The organism is Parasphingorhabdus sp. (genome assembly GCF_049667325.1).
GTDB lineage: Bacteria > Pseudomonadota > Alphaproteobacteria > Sphingomonadales > Sphingomonadaceae > Parasphingorhabdus.
In genome coordinates this window covers 1-1,643 of record NZ_JBATHY010000331.1, presented here as the reverse complement: position 1 = coordinate 1,643, position 1,643 = coordinate 1, and the positions used below count along the sequence as shown (strand labels likewise).

Here is a 1,643-nt window from a genome sequence, read left to right as displayed (position 1 = left end):
GGGACAAGCCGCTCTATCTCCACGGCGCCCAGGTAAAAATGTGCGAACTCTATGAAGAGCTTGGTGTATCGCTCGGCGAATTGCGGCTGGTGATGGACACGCCCAAGGACGAGATGCGCGGACAGATTATCATCGCGCCGCCGTCGGCGCTAACCGACAAATGGAGCCGCCGGCTGCCCAGTCTGGTCACCGCCATGGCATCCGGCTGGATGCGGGTGCGCGGGCGGGCGCGGCAGCGCGGGGTCGAGATACCGCTGGTCATCTCGGATCATGCCGACTGGGACGAACTGACCGGCACGATCCGCGAACTGGCGCCGAAGGAAACCTGGATCACCCACGGCAGCGAAGACGGCCTGCTGCGCTGGTGCGAGCTCCACCAGATCAAGGCGCGGGCGCTGGCGATGGTCGGGCGCGAAGAAGGGGACGACGGCTGATGCGGCGGTTCGCGGCCCTTATCGACAGTCTGATCTACACGCGATCGCGCAATGCCAAGCTGGCGGCGATTTCCGCCTATTTGCGGGAGACGGAAGATCCCGATCGCGGATGGGCGCTGGCGGCTTTGACCGACAGTCTGGATTTCCCGGCGGTAAAGTCCGCGACCATTCGCAATCTTGCTGGCACCCGGATTGATCCCGAACTGTTTCGCCTGTCGCGTCATCATGTAGGCGATACCGCTGAAACGGTGGCGCTGATCTGGCCGGAGGAAGAGGGGCGAGAAGAGAAAGACCCGTCGATCGACCAAGTCGTGCAATCGCTGTCCGCCGCCAATCGCACGACCGCTCCCGATATTGTGGCATCGCTGCTCGACAGTCTGGATTCAAACAGCCGCTATGCGTTGCTCAAACTGGCGGTTGGCGGGATGCGGGTCGGGGTATCGGCGCGGCTGGCGAAGACGGCGTTTGCGCAGGCGTTTGATGTGCCGCTCGACGATGTCGAGGAACTTTGGCACGCGCTCGATCCCCCCTATGACGCGCTGTTTCAATGGGCGGAACAGGGCGGCGAACGTCCGGACCTTTCCGCGACGCCGTTCTTCCGGCCGTTCATGCTGTCCCACCCGTTCGAAGGCGACAACCTCGATCTCGGTCAATATGCGGTGGAATGGAAGTGGGACGGCATCCGGGTGCAGGCGGTGCATCTCGGCGGAGAAACCCGGCTCTACAGCCGCGGCGGCGATGATATCAGTGCTTCGTTCCCCGATATTGTCGAGGCCTTTGATCGCGACGGGGTGATCGATGGCGAACTGCTGGTGCGCGGCACCGATCAGGGCGGCGAGGCGGCCAGTTTCAACGCCCTGCAGAAGCGGCTGGGCCGCAAGACCGTGTCCAAAAAAATGCGGCAGGAGTTTCCGGCCTTTGTCCGGATCTATGACCTGTTGGTGGATGGTGATGACGACCTGCGCCTGTCGCCCTGGCATCGGCGGCGCAAACGGCTCGAAGCCTTTGTGCCGAGGCTCCATCCCGAACATTTCGATCTGTCGGCGGTGGTCGCTGTCGATGATTTTGCCGCGCTCGAAGCGATGCGCGCCGGAACCCGCGAAGCGGCGATCGAAGGGGTGATGCTGAAACGCCGGGACAGTGCCTATCTGGCCGGCCGGGTGACCGGCCACTGGTACAAGTGGAAGCGCGATCCGCTGAACGCCGATT

At 63.3% G+C, this 1,643-nt stretch carries 1 protein-coding gene and 1 pseudogene; both read left to right on the top strand.

Translation table 11 applies throughout. The features are described 5' to 3' along the window. Positions 1 to 434 (top strand): annotated as a pseudogene (locus WBM93_RS14300) (ligase-associated DNA damage response exonuclease); the annotation flags it as partial. Then, on the top strand, positions 434 to 1,643 hold a 1,210-nt coding region (locus tag WBM93_RS14295), incomplete at its 3' end, for a cisplatin damage response ATP-dependent DNA ligase (protein WP_424432538.1). The pseudogene WBM93_RS14300 and the gene WBM93_RS14295, both read left to right, overlap by 1 nt.